General features: G+C 70.8%; 16 protein-coding genes. 2 read left to right on the top strand and 14 right to left on the bottom strand.

All coding sequences use genetic code 11. The features are described 5' to 3' along the window. Window positions 1-7: 7 nt before the first annotated feature. The 14 genes from ACIOJD_RS25925 to ACIOJD_RS25860 form a co-directional block, all read right to left on the bottom strand. The gene (locus ACIOJD_RS25925) at window positions 8-1063 is read right to left on the bottom strand and encodes an acyl-CoA dehydrogenase family protein (protein ID WP_401917899.1); all 1056 of its coding nucleotides are present in this window, start codon (window positions 1061-1063) and stop codon (window positions 8-10) included. An 83-nt stretch (window positions 1064-1146) separates the two neighbouring features. Continuing rightward, window positions 1147-2094 carry a carbohydrate ABC transporter permease gene (locus tag ACIOJD_RS25920; protein ID WP_401917897.1) on the bottom strand — a complete coding sequence of 316 codons (948 nt, stop codon included), beginning with the start codon at window positions 2092-2094 and terminating at the stop codon, window positions 1147-1149. Then, the gene (locus ACIOJD_RS25915) at window positions 2091-2921 is read right to left on the bottom strand and encodes a carbohydrate ABC transporter permease (protein WP_401917896.1); all 831 of its coding nucleotides are present in this window, start codon (window positions 2919-2921) and stop codon (window positions 2091-2093) included. The genes ACIOJD_RS25920 and ACIOJD_RS25915 overlap by 4 nt, the downstream gene beginning before the upstream one ends. Further along, complete coding sequence (locus ACIOJD_RS25910) at window positions 2918-4315, bottom strand: ABC transporter substrate-binding protein (RefSeq protein ID WP_401917894.1); 1398 nt, start codon at window positions 4313-4315, stop codon at window positions 2918-2920. Before ACIOJD_RS25910 ends, ACIOJD_RS25915 begins: the two co-directional genes overlap by 4 nt. Window positions 4316-4579: 264 nt before the next feature. Next, the gene (locus tag ACIOJD_RS25905) at window positions 4580-6157 is read right to left on the bottom strand and encodes an MFS transporter (RefSeq protein WP_401917892.1); all 1578 of its coding nucleotides are present in this window, start codon (window positions 6155-6157) and stop codon (window positions 4580-4582) included. A gap of 3 nt (window positions 6158-6160) precedes the next feature. Continuing rightward, window positions 6161-6718: a hypothetical protein gene (locus ACIOJD_RS25900; protein WP_401917891.1), complete on the bottom strand. Its 558-nt coding sequence runs from the start codon at window positions 6716-6718 to the stop codon at window positions 6161-6163. Continuing rightward, the gene (locus tag ACIOJD_RS25895) at window positions 6715-8385 is read right to left on the bottom strand and encodes a class I adenylate-forming enzyme family protein (protein ID WP_401917890.1); all 1671 of its coding nucleotides are present in this window, start codon (window positions 8383-8385) and stop codon (window positions 6715-6717) included. Before ACIOJD_RS25895 ends, ACIOJD_RS25900 begins: the two co-directional genes overlap by 4 nt. Then, a complete protein-coding gene (locus ACIOJD_RS25890; RefSeq protein WP_401917888.1) occupies window positions 8372-9235 on the bottom strand; it encodes a hypothetical protein in 864 nt (287 codons plus the stop codon). Before ACIOJD_RS25890 ends, ACIOJD_RS25895 begins: the two co-directional genes overlap by 14 nt. After that, the gene (locus ACIOJD_RS25885) at window positions 9232-10491 is read right to left on the bottom strand and encodes a beta-ketoacyl-[acyl-carrier-protein] synthase family protein (protein ID WP_401917887.1); all 1260 of its coding nucleotides are present in this window, start codon (window positions 10489-10491) and stop codon (window positions 9232-9234) included. The genes ACIOJD_RS25890 and ACIOJD_RS25885 overlap by 4 nt, the downstream gene beginning before the upstream one ends. After that, entirely contained in the window at window positions 10488-10769 is a 282-nt protein-coding gene (locus ACIOJD_RS25880) for an acyl carrier protein (RefSeq protein WP_401917885.1), read from the bottom strand. The genes ACIOJD_RS25885 and ACIOJD_RS25880 overlap by 4 nt, the downstream gene beginning before the upstream one ends. Further along, a complete protein-coding gene (locus tag ACIOJD_RS25875) occupies window positions 10766-11050 on the bottom strand; it encodes an acyl carrier protein (protein ID WP_401917884.1) in 285 nt (94 codons plus the stop codon). Before ACIOJD_RS25875 ends, ACIOJD_RS25880 begins: the two co-directional genes overlap by 4 nt. A gap of 60 nt (window positions 11051-11110) precedes the next feature. After that, a complete protein-coding gene (locus ACIOJD_RS25870; RefSeq protein WP_401917883.1) occupies window positions 11111-12565 on the bottom strand; it encodes a class I adenylate-forming enzyme family protein in 1455 nt (484 codons plus the stop codon). 6 nt (window positions 12566-12571) lie between these two features. Then, window positions 12572-13771 (bottom strand): 3-dehydroquinate synthase II family protein, encoded by a 1200-nt coding sequence (locus ACIOJD_RS25865; protein WP_401917882.1) that lies wholly within the window; start codon window positions 13769-13771, stop codon window positions 12572-12574. Beyond that, the gene (locus ACIOJD_RS25860; protein ID WP_401917880.1) at window positions 13768-14595 is read right to left on the bottom strand and encodes a 2-amino-3,7-dideoxy-D-threo-hept-6-ulosonate synthase; all 828 of its coding nucleotides are present in this window, start codon (window positions 14593-14595) and stop codon (window positions 13768-13770) included. Before ACIOJD_RS25860 ends, ACIOJD_RS25865 begins: the two co-directional genes overlap by 4 nt. 517 nt (window positions 14596-15112) lie before the next feature. Between ACIOJD_RS25860 and ACIOJD_RS25855 the strand changes: the two genes are divergently transcribed. After that, entirely contained in the window at window positions 15113-16480 is a 1368-nt protein-coding gene (locus ACIOJD_RS25855; protein ID WP_401917878.1) for an MFS transporter, read from the top strand. Window positions 16481-16793: 313 nt separating this feature from the next. Continuing rightward, a complete protein-coding gene (locus ACIOJD_RS25850) occupies window positions 16794-17423 on the top strand; it encodes a tellurite resistance TerB family protein (protein ID WP_401917877.1) in 630 nt (209 codons plus the stop codon). The last annotated feature ends 186 nt before the right edge of the window (window positions 17424-17609 follow it).

Below are 17609 nucleotides of genomic sequence, written 5' to 3'. Positions count from 1 at the left end.
CACTCCGTCAGGACCGCAGGGCCGTCAGGTGGGCCGTGCGGACTTCGGCGGTCTGGCCCTGGACGACGAGGAACAGGCCCTCCCTGGCGATTCGTTGGGCCGGGTGGGTCATGCCGAAGGAACGGCCGCCGCCCCCGGCGATCGCGGCCGTGGTGGCCGCGCGCATCAGATCGTAGGCCCGGGTCTTGACCGCGAGTCTGTCGTCCAGCCCTTCGGCGGGCGGAACCTCGTCGACCAGCGCGTAGGCGTCGCGGCGTGCCGCGTCCAGGCGTTCGCGCAGGACGCCCGCCGTCGCGGTCGCCTCGCCGTCGCCGTAGCCATCGAGGAGGTCGAGCGCGGCGCGGGCCACACCGAAGACTGCCGGGTTGGTGTTGGTGTTCTTCGGGCGGTCCTCCCTCGCCCAGCGCTCGTACGGGAGGCGTGCCGCCACCGCCTCGTCGGGCAGTACGAGACCGTCGAGCAGCAGACCGACCGTACGCGAACCGGTGAGCGCGGCGAGCTGGAGCGGGTCCGTGGCGGTGAGACCCGGCTGCTCGCGGGCGCCGACGACGCCGAAGACCACTTCGCCGTCCTCGGTCGCACCGCCCAGCAGGAACAGGTCGTTCAGCCCCCATCCCGTGTACCAGGGCACGCGCCCGTCGAAGCGCCAGCCGCCCGCCACCCGGGTGGCCCGCACGGGCAGCTCCGGGTGGGCGCGCAGGTGGGAGAAGGCGATTCCGGCGAGCATCGTGCCGTCGCTCAGCGGGCGCAGCCAGCGTTCGCGCGCCACCTCCTCGCCCGAGGCCAGCGTCCGTACCGGCGTGTGGTGCTGAGCCTGGACGAAGAACGTCGAGCAGCAGGCGCCCGCCAGGATCTCGGCGATCTCCCGGCCGACGGCCGCCGGAGCCTCGGCGCCGCCGTATGCCGCCGGTGCGTTGACCCCCAGCACGCCCGACGCCTTGACCGCGTCGACGGCCTCGGGCGTGACGCCCTCCCGGTCGTGCGTCCCGGCGGCGGGGGAGAGGACGTCGTGGGCCAGCCGACGGGCCGCTGTGACGAGGGGGTGGTCGGGCGTGGCGGTCATACGGAGTGCTCCTCTACGGTTGAACGGGGCTCGCCCAGGGTGAGCATCGGACGGGTGCCTTTCCAGGGGATCCTGGACGCTGCTCAGCCCGTCGCGTCCTCGCTCGCACGGTACGCGCGCAGGTACAGACGCGCGCCCGCGACCAGGAGGATCGCCACGCATACCGCCAGCGCGGAGGCGAGGCCGAGGTCCTGGTCGGCGAAGGCCAGCTTCTTGATCTCCAGCGGGACGGTCGTCGAGGTGTCCATCGGGCCGCCGCCGGAGAGCAGGTAGGGCAGGTCGAAGTCGTACGCCGTCCAGATGGTGCGCATCAGCATGGCGACGATCAGCGCGGGCGCGATCCACGGCAGCGTCACATACCGGAAGACCCCGAACCGCCCGGCCCCGTCCAGCGCCGCCGCCTCGCGCAGCTCGCCCGGCAGGGTCTGGAGGCGGGCGAGGACGACGATCACGATGAACGGCACGTACTTCCAGCAGTTCACGGCGACCAGCGCGAGCATCACCGTGGCCGGGTCGGCGAACGGGTTCACGAGGGTGTCGCTCAGCCCGAGCGTCCGCAGCAGGTAACCGGCCATCCCCGACGTGTCGTTGAACGCGAAGCGGAACACCATCGCGGCGACCACGGCGGGGACGACGTACGGGAAGAGCACGAGTCCGCGCGCCAGGTTCTGGCCGCGCAGCCCGGCGTTGAGGAGCAGCGCGACGGCGACCCCGGCGACGGCCTGGATCACGATGTTCCCCGCCACCCAGAGCACGCTGCGCCCGAACGCGCCGCGCACGGCCGGGTTCTCCCACAGGCGGCGGTAGTTGTCGAGGCCGAGGAAGGTGTGTTCGCGGGTGAGGAAGTCGACCTGGAAGAAGCTGTCGAGGACCGAGGCGAGGAAGGGATAGACACCGAAGACGAGCAGCAGCAGGAGCGCGGGCACCAGCATGAGGGTGCCGAGCGCCCGGTCGGACAGGCCCCGGCGCGGGGCGCGGTCGCGCGTCCGCGCAGCAGCCGGATTCGGTGAGGTCCGGGATACGGCAGTCACTTGACAGCCCCCTGTCCGATGCCGCCGACGAGGAACTTCTGGACGAACACGAACAGCACCAGCACGGGCGTGACCACGATCAGGGCGGCGGCCATCAGCACGCCCCACGAGTAGACGCTCGTCTGGTCCATGAGCAGCGAGAGCCCCGGGCTGAGCGTCAGCTTCTCCGGCTCCGCCATCAGCGTGGAGGCGAAGAGGTACTCGCTCCAGGCCGCGTTGAAGGCGAACACGGCGGTCGCGATCAGTCCCGGCACCGACTGTGGCAGCACCACCCGCACGAAAGCGCCGAACCGGGTGCAGCCGTCGACCATCGCCGCGTCCTCCAGTTCGACGGTGAGCCCGTGGAAGTACGAGCGCAGCGTCCACAGCGCGAACGGCAGCAGTGTCGCCGTGTAGATCACGATCAGCGCGACGAGGTTGTTGGCGAGTCCGAACCGCGCCACGAGCTGGGAGATGGGTACCAGGACAAGGATCGGCGGCACCAGATACGCGAACAGCGACAGCTCCCCGACCCATCGCAGCCCCGGTATCCGGAACCGGACGAGGGCGTACGCGGCGCAGGTGCCGAGCGTGACGACCAGCAGGGTCGATACCGCGGCCACGGTCAGCGAGTTGGCGAGGTACGTGCCGAAGGACGAGATCTCGAAGAGCGTGCGGAAGTTGTCGAGCGTGAACGTGTGCGGGAAGAACGTCGGGGGATAGGCGATGATCTCCTCGTCCGGTTTGACGGCCGTGAACAGGATCCACAGCAGCGGCAGATCGGCGATGAGCACGACGGCGGCCAGTGCCGCGTACTGGAGGGCGCGCCCGAGGCGGAGGGTCCTCATGCCGCGGGCCTCCACTCGGGGTTGGCCGACTTCCAGTCGCGGGCGGCGAAGGCGAACTGGTCCACGGCCCGGCGCCACGCCCGCTCGGGGTCGTCGCCGCGCAGCAGGATCGACTGCACCATCGTGGCGTCGGCCGGGGGCGGCGCCCACGCCTTGCCCGCCCAGGGGCAGGGGTTGGAGAGCTTGCCGTCGTAGCGCCCGTTGACGACCGAGCCCATGGCCATGTCAGGGCTCATCGCGTGCGGGACGAGATCCAGGATGGTGCGCACCCAGTCGCCGTGCTTCTTGAGGTACGGGGCGTCCGAGACGCCGATCTCCTCGCGGAGCCGCGCCTTGACGGACTTCAGCGGCGGCACGAGGTGGCCCGGGACGGTGAGGGCGAACCGCAGCGCGTTCTCACCGGTGGTCAGCTCCTTGAGGAAGGCCCTGGCCTCGCGTCTGTGCCGGGTGTGCGCGAAGACGCTGTACTGGTTCTTGCCGCCGTACGCCAGCCGCCCGGTACGGAACGGGCCCGCGGGGACCGGCAGGACGCCGGTGACCTCGGCGATCCGCGGGTTCTGCTCGGCGAGGTTGACGCCGAGCCTGCCCGCCATGGTCGCGAAGGCGGCCTTCCCGGAGATGTAGGTGTTCATCAGATCCGGGTAGTTGGTGTTGTACGCGCCCTTGCGCCCGTACCGCATGATCGCGACGTGCCGTTTCACCGCGTCGAGCACCTCGGCCTTCCCGAACAGGACCTCACCGTCCGGGCCGTAGTAGTCCCACCCCGCCTGGTAGACGTACGGGGCGAGGAACTGGGTCGTCATCCCAGGGGTGTTGCTCGCGCCGGACGAGATGCCGTCGACGCCGTCCCTGCCGTGCAGCTCGCGCACGGCGCCGAGGAACTGGCCGTAGGTGCGCGGCGGGTCGATGCCCGCCTTGTCGAGCAGGTCCCTGCGGTAGTAGAGGACCGAGGCGTTGGCCTGGAACGGCATCGCGTAGTCCTCGCCCCGGTGCACGATGCGGGTGCCGGGCAGGAAGTCGTCCTCGCCGATCTCCTCGATCATGCCGGCGAGGGACAGCAGATAGCCCTTGACGGCCCAGTCGAGGATGTTCGCCGCGGGCGGCGCGAAGACGCCGATGTCGGTGCCGGTCTGCATGGCCGACTGGAGGTACTGGAGCTGGTTCTCGTCCGAGTACAGCGTCATCTTCACGGTGACGCCGGGGTGCCCGCGCTCGAACTTCTTGATCACTGAGCGGTAGAAGGCGAGCGACTTGGGGTCCGACTCGGTCGTGTAGAAAGGCACGACCTTCTCGCCGGAAGCGGCGCCTGTGCCGCACGCCGACAGCAGAGAGACACCGGAGGAGGAGGCGGCCAGCGACAGCAGGCCGCGCCGCGATATGCGGGCGGAAGGCATGACGGTCCAGGGGAAGCGCGTAGGAAGAATGAGCGGTGCGGGAAGGGACCGCTCAACACCCCGTGGAGGTGGACCGGCGAAGATCGAGGTACCGGCGCTGGGTGAGACGCAGCGTCTTCACAGCCGCCCCCTCGGATCCTTGTACGACACAGGTGGGCCTGAAGTTATGCGGTGGGCTCGTCCGCTGTCAAAGGGAACGAGCCCTCGGCGCCGACCGGATCAGGCATGGCGGGTCGGCGGACGTACGGGGCGGGCAGTCAGCCCTCACGCGGATTCCACCTGCTCGTCCCGTGCCTCCCGGCCCGGGACGTCGCCCGGTCGTGGCGCCGGTGTCCGCAGGCCCACGACCGACACCACGAAGCCGACGAGGGCCAGAGCGGCGATGGCGACGGTGGCGGCGGACATCGCGTGGAGGAAGGCCCGGTCGGCCGTGGCCGCCAGTTCGGGCAGGCGCAGGGAACCGGCCAGTGAGCGGGCCGCCTCGGCGGAGGCTCGGGCCTGCTCCTGCGCCGCCGGTGACAACGCGCGCCCGGCGCCCGGCAGTTCGGCGTCCGACATCCGCGCCCGGTACACGCCGGAGAGGATCGAACCGGCCATCGCCACCCCGAGGGTCCCACCGACCTGCCGGGTGACGCTGTTGACGGCCGATCCGGCGCCCGCGAGCCCCGGGGGCACCCCGCTCATCATCACCGCGGTGACCGGCGTACCGATCAGCCCCATACCGAAGCCCTGGATCCACAGCAGCGCGGCGATGAACCAGATCGGGGTCCGTCCGTCGAGCCAGGCGTAGGCGAGGTAGGTGGCGGCCGTGGCCAGGATCCCGGCCGCGACCGTCCAGCGGGCCGTCAGCCGGCGGCTCATCGCGGGAGCCGCCTGGCTGCCCAGGACGATGCCGATCGCGGCGGCGACCATCACGGTTCCGGCGTCGGCGGGGGAGAGGCCGCGGGGGCCCTGGAGGTAGAAGGCCGCGTAGAACAGGTGCCCGGCCAGGGCCATGAACGCGATCAGCAGCACCACGCTCCCGGCTGTGAACCCGCGCTGCCTGAAGAGCCGCGGGTCCAGGCTGGGGGCCGGGGACCTGCGCTGACCTGCCACGAAGGCGGCCAGCAGGGCGCCGCCCAGCAGGAGAGGGAGAAGGACATGAGGGCCGTACCACGTCTGTCCGTTGCCGAGTTCGATGATTCCGTACACCACGCCACCGAGTCCGAGCACCGAGAGAGCCATCCCCGGCAGGTCGAGCCGTCCGCGCCCGGGGGCCTTCAACTCCGGTACGACGGCTGCCACTCCGGCCAGGCACAGGGCCACGATCGGCACATTGACCAGGAACACCGAACCCCACCAGAAGGTGCTGAGCAGCGCCCCGCCCACGACCGGACCCACGGCCACCCCCAGACCGCTGGACGAACTCCAGATCGCGATCGCCCGGGTCCGCTTCTCCTGCGGGGTGCTCCGCACGATGACCGACAGCGTCGCCGGCATCAGCAGGGCGCTGCCCGCGCCCATGACGGCCCGCGCCATGATCAGTCCCGTGGGGTCCGAGGCGAAGGCGCCCGCGCCGGAAGCGGCGCCGAACAGGGCGAGCCCGGCCAGGAGTGTGGTCCGGGGGCCGAAACGGTCGGCCAGGGCGCCGCCCGCGAAGAGGGCACCGGCGAAGACCAGGGTGTAGGCGCTCGCCACCCATTCCAGCTCTGCGGGGGTCGCGCCCAGTCCTTCGGCCGGGTCGGCCAGGGTGGTGACCGCGACGTTGAGGACCGAGGTGTCCAGCCAGATGAGCATCTGGGCGCAGACCACGACCACGAGGACGGGCCACGACCGGGAGGTCTTCCCCGTACCGTTGTTCACCGCTCAGCCTTCCGTACGGTCAGAGGGAGGAGGAGTACGTACGCGCATCAGCAGGCGGCACGCCTTGTCGCCGTCGCGCAGACAGCTCTCGGCCCGGTTCTCGGTGAGAGTGACGCCGAGTCCCTCGGACCAGCCCGCGTGGATGTCGGTGCACGGGCATCGGTAGCCGTCCAGCGAACCGGCCATCCGCACCATCGTGATGGCGAAGTTCCGGCGCAGGGTGAGGACGATCAGGTCGTCGCCCTCGACCTCGGTGGAGGCGTTGCGCAGCTCCGGCGGGAACATCCGGTCGCCGCACTCGTCGTACCGGCGGCGCAGCTCCTCCAGATCCTTGCGGCTGTCGCCGGTGCCGGGGAGCGCCCCGGACCGGCGGCCGACGCGCTGCCCGACGTGCGTCGCGATCTTGCGCAGCGCCTCGGCGTTGATCTCGTTCGCGGCCTCCTGCCCGAACCGGCTCGCCACCCCCTGGTACCAGTGGGCGTCGTGCTGCCACCACAGTCGGTAGGCCTCGACCGTCTGCGCGCGGTGGTTGACCTCGCCGGTGCCCTCGTCCGTACTCATGCCTGCTCCCGGGCCGAGGAGGCGGCGAGGCGGTCGCGCATCACTCGTTTGAGGACCTTGCCGGTGGCGCCCTTGACCACGTCGTCGGGCTTCACGCGCAGCGCGCGGGTGACCGGGGTGAGTCCGGCGGTCTTGAGGGCCGTGTTGACCCGGTCGGTCAACTCCTCGTCACTGCCCGCCTCGTCATCGGAGAGTTGGAGCAGCGCGTACGCCTGGGCCACCCCGTCGCCGTCCCAGTCAGCGCGTACGCCGTCCGGGGCGACCCCGACCACGGTGCAGTCGGCCAGTTCGGCCAGCTCGCGCAGGAGGAGTTCCTCGGTGCGGGTGCTCAGGACGAGGCCGGCGCGGGTGCGGATGGCGTCCGGTGTGCGGTCGAGGTGGTAGAAGTTGCCGTCCTCGTCCTGGTGCGCGAGGTCGCCGGTGAGCCAGTAGCCGCCGAGCCGCGTACGGTTCCAGGTCAGCGAGTCGTTCCAGTAACCCGGCGTGAGCGTAGGGGACTTGAGGCCGAGGCGGCCGATCTCCCCGGGCGGCAGCGGGGTGCCGTCCTCGGCGAGTACGGCGGCCTCGGCGAAGCTGATCGGCCTGCCGACGCAGCGCGAGTAGGCCGAGGTGTCCTTGGTGTGCCGGTTGTGGAAGAGGGAGTGGCCGGCCTCCGAGGAGCCGAGCCCGTCCACGAAGACGGCGCCGTCGACGCGCGTGCGGCGCAGGTCCTTGCCGATCGCACGGCGGCTGCCGTACCGCACGAGGGCCCGGATGTGCGCCTCGTGCGCCGCGTCCCCGGTGTTGAACCACACCTGCACGCTGGACAGGTCACGGGCGGCCAGGTCATCGGAGGCCATCTCGCCGAAGGTGCCGGCGAAGGCCAGCACGGCGGTGGGCCTGAACTCCTCGATGGCGTCCAGCACTTCGGTACCGCTCTGGCTGGAGAGCAGCTTGATGTCGCTGCGCAGCAGCAGGCAGTACAGCAGCGTCGCCACCATCGCGTTGTGCGCGCCCGGCAGCCCCACCAGGGTGCGTTCCATGTCGGTTCCGGTGGAGTGGCGCAGCCGGTGCAGTTGCGCGTACATCAGTGTTCGGTGGGTGTGCGGAACTCCCTTGGGCATACCGGTGGTTCCGGACGAGTGCGAGATGAGCACCGGGTCGGTGGGGTCGTGACGGTACGGGTAGGTGGGTGGGAGCGACGCGCGGTGCTCGGGGCCGATGTCGGCCGCGGTCACGTGGAAGCCGAGGTCCGCCCCGGGGGCCGACAGCACGGCCTGGTGGTCCCGGTCCGTGAAGGCACCTACGGCGCCCTGTCGTCGTACGTACTCCCGGGCGATGCCGGGCGGCAGATTGCCGTTGACGAACGACGGGATCGCGCCGAGGGACGTCAGCGCCAGGAAGTTCACCGCGAACTCGGTGCTGGAGTGGGAGTGCAGGGCGACAGGGTCGCGGGGGCGCACACCCTGGGCGGCGTACCAGCCCGCGTAGGTCTCGACCGACGCGCACAGCTGCCCGAGGGTCATGGCCTCGGGGCAACTGCCGTCCGGTGCCTGCCAGGTGCCGTCCGTTCGCAGTACGACTTCGTCGAGTGGACGGCCGTACGCCGTCAGGCGCGCCAGGACATTTCCGGCGCCCAGTCCGGTGTCGGAGCAGATCCGCGCCCGCTCCTGCCTACTGATGAGCATGGGTCTCCGTCTCGTTCCTTGCTGTGTCTCTTGTTCCGGTGCCGGATCCCGCTCCGCTGTGGGATCGTGCTTCGGCGCCGGAGCCGAGGATGAATGCGGGCTCTTCCGGTTCGGTCGCCAGGAGGTGGGTGCCGCCGTCCCGCAGAAGCCGCCGGTGGGCGTCGGCCAGGTCGAACAGGCCCTGGATGCTTCCGAGTCGGCGAGCCGCCCCGGTGCCGTACGCCGTCCCGGCCGTGCGGACCGACACCGGGGCCCCGGCGTCGCCGGGGCGGCCGAGCAGCGCCGCCGCCGCCAGACCGGCGGACACGGGGAGGTCCGGGACCGGACGTCCGCCGTCCAGCGCCAGTTCCCGGTGCACGGCGGCCACACGTGCGCCGCCGCCGAGCTCCACACCCAGCACCAGGACCCGGTCCAGCTCCGTGTCCTCCAGCAACAGGTCCGCCATGGCCAGCAGTTCGGTCAGCGGGTCGTCGAGGGTGGAGAGACTGAACATCTGTCCGGTGATCCCGAACTCACGACTTATGTGACCCAGCACGGAGTTGGCGGTGGCCTGCATGAACAGCAGTGGGTTGTGCACCCGGCCGGACACCATGCGCCGGCTGGCCAGATCGGCGGTGGTGGTGTCACCCGTCATGCTGGCCAGCGCCACGGCGGTGCGGGCGCCGTCCCCGGGCCACTCGGTCAGACACCGCTCGCCGACCTCGTACGCCAGCGGGCTGAACGCCGACTCCACGAAGCCCGGCAGCTTCGGGAGCGCGATGTCGTCGTCCCGGCCGGTGCCATGGGTCGCGGTGGCCGAGGCGAGGATACCGAGGGGCGAGCGCGGGACCATTCTGTCGGTCGTGGTCATGGCCGCTCCAGGACGAGCGCGGTGTTGGCGCCCCCGAAGGCGGCGTTGACGGTGAGGGCCCGGCGCGGGTCGGCGGGGCGGGGCCGGTTCGGCACGTAGTCGAGGTCGCATTCCGGGTCGCGGCCGCCGAATCCGGCGGTCGGCGGCAGCACGCCGTCCAGCAGGGCCAGCATCGTGATCACGAACTCCACGACGCCCGCCGCCTCCAGGAGGTGGCCGGTGGTGCTCTTGGTCGAGCTGACCGGTATCGACCCGGCCCGCTCCGGGAATGCGGCGCGCAGGCCCCGGGTCTCGGCCCCGTCGTTGTACTTGGTACCGGTGCCATGGGCGTTCACATAGCCGAGGGACGCCCCCTGCGGGTCACCGGCCAGCCGCAGCGCCTGCCGCGCGGCGCGCGCCAGCCCGGCGCCCTGCGGGTGCGGCTGCGCGATGTGGTGCGCGTCCGTCGCGGCGCCCCACCCGACGACGGACACCAGCGGCCGGGCCCCGCGGCGCCGGGCGTGCCCGGCGGACTCCAGTACGACGGCCGCGACCCCGTCGCCCAGCAGCAGTCCGCTGCGCTCTGCGCAGAACGGGCGCACCAGGCCGTCACGGGACAACGCCCGCCCGGAGTCGAACTTGCCGAAGGTCTCCTCCTCCACCAGATACCCGCCCGCGCAGACGGCCGTGTCGATCCGCCCGGAGGAGATCAGCCGGCAGGCGTGGATGATCGCGGCGGCGGACGCCACGCAGGCGTTGGTGAAGGTGAGCCGGGGCCCGGTCAGGCCAAGGCCGTCGGCCAGTAGTGCGGTGAGGTGAGCGGGCACGGCATCGGCGTAAGCGGCGGCCCGGCCGGTGTCCGCGCCGGGCCGCCGCACCGGTACGGACGCGGTGTCAGAAGCCGTTCCCGCCACAGCACCCGGCCCTGGCCCGGTGTCCGCCGGGGCTGCCGCCGCGCCCCGCCAGTACCGCGTCACCCCGCTGTGGTCACCGGCGACCCCCAGCAGGACCGCCGCCTGCGTGACCGGCCCGAGCCCGGCCATGTCGAGGGCGTCCGCCCCGCACCGGCCGAGCGCGTGCCGCAACGACCGGTCCTCGACCGCGTCGGGGCCGTCTGGAGCGGCGGCCGCCATCGGCGTACGGTACGGACCGGTGTCGAACCGTGTGGTGGGCCGGAACGCGGGAACCCCGGCGAAGACCCCGCTCCGGAGTGCCTCGGCACCCGCGCCGAACGCCGTACGTACGCCGAACCCGGTCACCGTCACTTCACGGCTCATCCCGGCAGCCCCCCTTCCGCCTGGGCGGCACGCAGATATCCGGTGAGCCGCCGGAGCGAGGTCAGCCCGCCGATGTCCTCGTCGGTGGGCTCGACGACCAGGCCGTAGCGCTCCTCCACCACATGGAGCAGCCACACCAACCCGAGGGAGTCCAGCACCAGTTCGGCGTCCTCGCCGAGATCGTCGGGCAGCCCCGGGAAGACCTTGCGGTCCGACAGCAGCTCCCGGACGGAGTCGGAGGTGATGACGGTGCCGGTGGCTTCCCCGCCCGTACTCATGCCTTCGCACCGCGTCGGACGACCTCGGTGACGAGTCCGCCGAGGGTCAGGGTGGCCAGGGGCTCGATGTCGGTGTCCGGGATCTCGACACCGAACCGGGTCTCCAGCCGCAGCGTGAGTTCGATCAGGCTCAGCGAGTCGATCTCCAGCCCGCCGACGGTCACCGGGCTGTCGTCCGTGATGCCGTCGCGGCTCAGCAGGATGTTCATCTCGTCGATGACCGAGGTCAGGACGAACTCGCGGATCTCGTCTTCCAGAATCGACGTGCTCATGATCGGCATCTCCAGGGGAAAGGTCGTACGAGAGGTGTCGGGAAGGTTGTTCGGATCGCCTCGGCCGGGCTACGCCTCGCCCGCCAAGGCCGCCTGAAGCGTCGCCGCCCGGCGTACCAACTTCCCGTTGGACGTGCGCGGCAGGGACTCCAGCAGCCGGATCACCCGGGGCACCTTGTAGTCGGCCAGCCGCTCCCGGCACCAGCGCGACAGGTCCTCGGCGGACGGCCGTCCGGCGCCGGCGGCCACCGCCACATACGCCTCGGTCACGTCCTCGTGGACCAGGACCGCCTGGTCGACCGCCGGGTGTTCGCGAAGGACGTTCTCCACCTCGGTGAGGTCCACCTTGAGGCCGCCGACCACGACGAGGGAGTCGGCGCGCCCGTGCACCAGGACCGCGCCGGTGGCGTCCACCGTGGCCCGGTCCCGGGTGCGCAGCCAGCCGTCCGCGTACTGTGCGCCGCCCGAGCCGAACAGGTACGGCGACTCGTCGAGGGCGACGTACAGTTCGCCGCGCCGCTCCCGTATCTGCACACCCGGCGCGGGCCGGCCGACGGAGGGCCGCAGTGTGCCGCCGATGTCGATGGTCACGATGCCGCTCTCCGTGGTCCCGTACGCCTCGCCGACCGTGAGGCCGTACTGTTCGGCGAACCGGGCCGCGACCCGCGGGGGCATGATCTCTCCGCCCGACACCGCGACCCGCAGGTCGGGCAGTGCGGGGGGATCGGTGGCGGCGGCGAGCAGTTCGAAGTGCGTCGGTACGCCGAACAGGGCGGTGACCCGGTGCTCCAGCGCGGTCCGCAGGATGTCGCGGGCCGAGACGCGGGGCGTGAAGACGACGGAGACACCGGCGGCGAGGGAGTACAACAGGCCGGCGACCAGACCGAAGCTGTGCGCCGTCGAGCTGAGCAGCAGCAGCCGGTCGCCCTCGACGGGCATCCCCGGGGCACCGGGAATCCCGGCGATACCGGCGAACCGGTCCACCTCGGCGATGAGCGACCGGGCGGTTCTGCCGATCACTTTCGGCCGCCCGGTGGAGCCCGAGCTGAACTGGACCAGCCGGTGCGCGGTGGTGGCCGGCCGGCCCGGTCTGAGGCGCTCGGTGACGATCTCGTGCTCGGACCGGAAACCGAACGTCGCCCGGACGTTGGAACCGGCGCTGACCATGAACTGCGGCCGGCAGGTCGTGCGGAGCGCCGCCACCTCGGGCGGTTTGAGCCGGAAGTCGAGGAGCAGCACCTGGGCGCCGAGCCGCCACAGCGCGAGCAGCACCTCGATCTGGGTGAAACTGGGTGGTGTCCGCAGGCCCACAGTGCTGCCCGGCCCGATGCCGTAACCGGCGAAGATCGCGGCCTGACGGGCCACCCGCTCCCGTAACTCACCTCGGGTGACGGTTTCCTGTTGGTGTGTCAGATACGGCAGTCGGTCGTCGCGCGCGTCGAACAGCTCCTGGACCAGTGAGCCCACCCCGTCGTCCGTCCCCGGGCCGGTACCGGTGTCCGTATCTTTGAGGAGTTCGTCCATGAGGCCTCAGACCTCCTTGCAGAACTCGCCGATGGGCAGCCCCACATGGCGCTTGTCGGCGGCCAGGTAGCCGAGCAACTCGTCCCCCGCCCGCAACGCGGTGACGTTGAGGACCTTCCCGCCCGGACCGAGCACCCGTACGTGCCAGTCGTCCTGCACGGTCAGGCTGACCAGCCGGCCGTCCTCGGCGTGGGTACGGATCTCCAGCAGCGGCCGGGACTCCAGCTTGGCGCGCCCGACCACGACCCGCCGGGTGCGCCCGTCGGCGCCGACCGCGAGCAGGGCACTGCCGGAGCCGACCTCGCTGAGGTAGCTGGTGCGGTTGTCGGGCCCGAGCGTGTACGAGTGCAGGGCACCGGCGTTGACCCGGAACGGCCTGGTCGGCATGTAGGGCAGCGGGTGGGTCTCGCTGCAGCACAGCACGAAGCCGGAGGAATACGAGCCGACGAGGATGCCCTCGTCCTCCTCGAAGTGTGAGCAGGTGTCGACGCAGACCCGGTCGCCGAGTCCGACATGACGGATGCTCTCGACGGTCAGTGTCGACAGCTCCAGTCGCGGTGTCGTCGCTTCCAGCAGGCGCCCCAGCGCGAACACGTCGTCGGCGCTCCGGGGAGTGAAGAGGATGCCGTCGGAGCCGCGCTCCAGCACGTCGAAGACGATGGCCGCCTCCTCCAGGCCGTCGACGACGGTCACCAGCTTGCCCTCGGCTGACTCGGCCGCCGCGAGCACGATCTCCAGCGGGATCTTGGTCGGGTCGGCGAAGTGGATGACGGTGTACGGCAGCACCATGGCGCCCGCGCAGGACAGTTGAAGAGTGCGGTCGTCCCGTACGTCGATGAAGCCGGCGGCAGGCGTGCCGCTCGTGCGATCGGCGCTGCGGTGGTCGGCGGCCAGGGTGTCCAACTCGTCCTGGGTGCCGAACTTCCGAAGGTGGACGTCGATTGAGGCGGCGCCCGTAGAACTGCCGGAAGGGGAGGGTGAGTTGGCCTTGTCGGCGCCCTTCGCCTCCTTGGCGGCGGGCTTGTTCGCGGCGGCCGGGGGCGGACCGTCGCAGACCAGTACCCGGGTGACGGTCGGGGGCAGGGTCCCGAGCAGTTCGGCGTCGGCCGCCACCACCCCGGCCATCCGGGCGTGAATGGCCGCGTCCACCACTGCCCGGAGCTGCGGGCGGGGGACTTCACGCAGATCGATCCATGCGAACCTCATGCCACTCCTGCCACGATCGTCGAGTAATTGGCCAGGGGCATGTCATCCGTGATGCCGCCCCCGCCGGGCATGCCGTGCACGACCGCCGCGAGCCGGGACACCAGTGCGGCGGGTGCGGGAGACGAGAAGATCCGGCGGCCGATGGCCAGCCCCCGGCAGCCGGTGGCCATCACGGCGGTGCCGTACTCGACGAGATCGGAGCCGTCCGGCGGCCCGCCGGCCGCGAGGACCGGCAAGGGGCTGTTGGCCACCACCTCGGCCATCCGGTCGAGCGGCAGGGCGACGGAGGTCTTCACCATGTCCGCGCCCAGGTCGGCGGCGACGTTGGCCAGATGGGCGAGGAGGGCGGGATCGCGCGGGTCCTCGATCCGGGGGCCGCGCGGGTAGATCATCGCGATCAGCGGCATGCCCCACGCGTCGCAGGAACGGGCCACCGCCCCCAGGTCGGCGAGCTGCTGCGCCTCGGTGTCCGAGCCGATGTTCACATGGACGCTGACCGCGTCCGCGCCGAGCCGCAGCGCCTCCTCGACATCGCCGACCAGCACCTTGGCGTGGACGTCGGCGGAGCAGGCGGTGCTGGCGCTCAGGTGCACCACCAGCGCGCAGCTCCTCAGGATGTCCGGCGCGAAGGCACGGGCACGCCCCTTGTGGACGATGATCCCGTCGGCCCCGCCGGCCACCAGGGCCCGCAGCAGGCCGTCCCACTTGTCGGCGGGGAGGATCGGGCCGTCCGAGACGCTGTGGTCGAGCGGTACAAGCAGATGTCGGTCGTCGCCCGCCAGTGAAAGTCTTCTCAAGCGTAATTGCTTGCCGGTTTTCAGCATGGGTAATGAGCCTTCCCAGCCCGGAGGTCGCATTTAAGAAAGCCGAACCGCGGCATTCTGCTGCGATTCTCCGTGTCCGAAAATCGATGGTTGTAGAACTTTCAAGTTAAGCGGTCATGAGCATTCCCGTGTGACTGTCCGTTGGCAAGGTGTGATCGTCGGGAAATTTTTATACCGAGTCCGGCATGAATATCGACGGCGGTTTTTGGCGGGTAGGGCGGGCTTGACGGCCTCCAGGCGTACTGTTCGTGCGCTGTTGGGCGGCAAATGGTGAGGTGGTGGGTGTCGTGCGCTCTAAGCCCTGTTGGGGTGGTCTGCGTGCCCGTGACCGCATCGGCTGCTTTATTGCTCGGGTGCTCGCTTGCCCGGTTATCAGGGCGGGGACTTCTTGTCGGAATTGAATTTGCGGGTTTAGGGTGACAGGCGCACTTCGGTTCGTGTTTCATACGGCGTCGTCCCCTCCCCGCCCTGGACCCGGACTGTTTCCACGCTCCGGGCATACCGGAAGTGACCCGCCATGCCCGAATTACCGTTCAAGACCGTTCCCGAGACCGTCGGCGCGAGACCGGGCGCGTCAGCGTCACCCGTGGTGGGAGACGGCAAGAGCCAGGCCCCGCGGGTCGCCGTCGCCAGTCTGGTCGGCACCACGATCGAGTACTACGACTTCACCGTGTACGGCACCGCCTCCGCGCTCGTCCTCGGCCCCGCCTTCTTCCCCTCCGGCAACGCCACCCTCTCGTCCCTGGCCGCGTTCCTCACGTTCGCCGCCGCTTTCCTCTCCCGCCCCCTCGGCGTCGTCCTGTTCGGGACGATCGGTGACCGGCTGGGCCGACGACGGGCCCTGGTCATCTCCCTGCTGCTGATGGGCGTGGCCACGGTCGGCGTCGGGCTGCTGCCCACGTACGGGACCGCCGGACTCCTCGCCCCCGTACTGCTGGTGACACTCCGTCTGCTGCAAGGCGTCAGCATGGGCGGTGAGTGGGGCGGGGCGGTGCTGCTCGCCGCCGAACACGCGCCGCCCGGCCGCCGCGCGCTGTACGCGTCCATCCCGCAGGCCGGTCCCTCGCTCGGTTTCCTGCTGTCCACCGCGGTCATCCTGCCGATCCTGAACACCGTGGGCATGGACGGCTTCACCGACTGGGCCTGGCGCATCCCGTTCCTGCTCAGCACCGTGCTCGTCGTGGTCGGTCTGTGGGTGCGTACGACAGTCTCCGAGTCCCCCGTGTTCACAACAGCGGCCCTCCGCACGGCACAGGCGCCGCGATCGGCGTCCCGCTTCCCGCTGGGGACGCTGCTCAAGCTGCACCCCGGCCGGCTGCTGCTCGGCACCGGCGTGGCGATCGGCGGCTCGGCCGTCTACTACCTGACGATCGTCTACAGCCTCTCGTACGGGCCGCAGGAACTCGGCATCCCCCGCAACACGATGCTGACCGCCGCGAGCATCGGCGCGGCGGCCGGAATCGCCATCACCCTCCCCGTCGCCAGGCTGTCCGACCGGATCGGCCGCCGCCCGCTGATGCTGGCCGGAGCCGTCGGCTGCGTGGTGTGGGCGGTGCCCATGTACGCCTCGCTGAGTTCGCGCGACGGGCTGGTGATCACCGGCGCCTACACGGTCGGCCTGATGCTCCTCGCGCTGATGTTCTCCCCGGTGGCTGCCTTCCTCCCGGAGCTGTTCCCGGCCCGGCTGCGCTACACCGGGGCCTCCGCGGCCTTCATCCTCGCCAACACCCTCGGAGGCGGCTTCGCTCCGCTCGTGGCCACCTGGCTCAACAGCCACTGGGAATCCCCGCTGGTCCTCGGCTTCTACACCGGCGGCCTCTGCCTGCTGAGCCTCCTGTGCCTGCTGGCCCTGCCGGAGACCCGCGACCACGAATTCGCCGACTGACGGCGACGGTTCGTGGCCGCCGTTGCCGGGAGCGACGCGGCCAGCGCGATGCACGCCGTCAGCGCTGTCGTACGGATACGGAAACCTGACACACGATCGACTGGACGGCCGCCCGCCACCGCGCGGCGTCCGGTCCCGCGGCCGAGGCGGTACGTCGCGGCACGCCACGGGGCAATTCGGTCTTTCTTTGCGTTGTCTTTGCGATGCGGGAACCCATCTACTCCTGGGGGCGTTTTACCTGGCGGATCGCGAAGTAGCGACCGACGGCCGAGGCCGGACAGAACAGACAGCAACAGAAGTCGAGGTGGCACCAATGCCGATGTGGGACCGGATCAAGGACCAGGCCAAGAACCTCCAGCAGTCCCAGGGCTCCCGGGGAACGGGCGGTCACGGGCAGGGAAGCGGCCCCTTCGGACAGGGGGGCCAGGGGAGCGGACCCTACGGGCAGGGACAGCACGGCGGCAGTGGGCCGGGCCATGGCTCGGGTTCGTCCAGCGGCGGCTCCAAGGCACAGCTGATCGGCGTGCTGAAGTCTCAGCTCGCTTCGGTCAAGACCGAGCTCAAGAGCGGCGCCTACCGGGATGCCAGCATGGCCATGTGCGCGCTGGTGGCCGCGGCCGACGGACATGTGGAGCCGATGGAGCGGCAGCGCGTGGAGGAGCTGATCGTCTCCAACGAGGTCCTGCAGAACTTCCCGGCCGACCAGTTGCGCCAGCGGTTCAACAAACACGTGGACCGGCTCGTGACCAACTTCCAGGTGGGCAAGGCGGAGGTGCTGCAGGAGATCGCCAAGGCCGCCAAGAAGCCGGCGGAGGCCCGCGCGGTCATCCAGACAGGCATCATCATCGCCGGTGCCGACGGGCACTTCGAGTACTCGGAGCAGCAGGCCGTCCGCGACGCCTGCAACGCCCTGGGCGTGTCGCCCGCGGAGTTCGGCATCTGACCGATGGCCTGCGCCAGAGTCCGGCTGCTCCCCTGACGGCGCGGTCAGGGTGACGCCGGGGGCGACCGGGATACCGAAGTTCGGTGCGCACGGCGACGAGCCCGGACAGGCACCTGGAACGAGTCGCTGAGGCACGTCCTTCATCGTTGGCGGCTAGGTACGCCTGTGCTTCGAGGGGCCCGGCCA

It is taken from the genome of Streptomyces sp. NPDC088116, assembly GCF_044741745.1.
In the GTDB taxonomy this organism is placed as follows: domain Bacteria; phylum Actinomycetota; class Actinomycetes; order Streptomycetales; family Streptomycetaceae; genus Streptomyces.
Note: the sequence above shows the minus strand (reverse complement) of the source record. Positions and strands in the feature narration are given on the sequence as shown.